Annotated in this window: 1 pseudogene; it reads left to right on the forward strand. The window is 56.2% G+C overall.

The window, feature by feature from the left end:
- Positions 1 to 251, forward strand: a pseudogene (locus ACTHS4_RS12225) (phage baseplate assembly protein V); the annotation flags it as partial.

Here is a 251-nt window from a genome sequence, read left to right on the forward strand (position 1 = left end):
TTCCCAAGCCCTGCCCAATCGGCAGATGAGACCGTCGTCAAATTTCCCGACGGCGCAATCATTAATTACAACCACAGCTCCGGCCAAATGACCTTAAAAGCCGTCGCCAAAATGACCATCGACGCGCCCGACACATTAATCACAGGCAACGTCGTCATCCAAAAAATGACCACCAGCCAAGGACTGCTGACCTACGCGGCAGGCATGAGCGGCAGCGGCGAAGGCGGCGGCACAACCATCAAGGGCGACAT

Source organism: Neisseria sp. P0014.S009 (assembly GCF_051958155.1).
GTDB classification, from domain to species: domain Bacteria; phylum Pseudomonadota; class Gammaproteobacteria; order Burkholderiales; family Neisseriaceae; genus Neisseria; species Neisseria flavescens_C.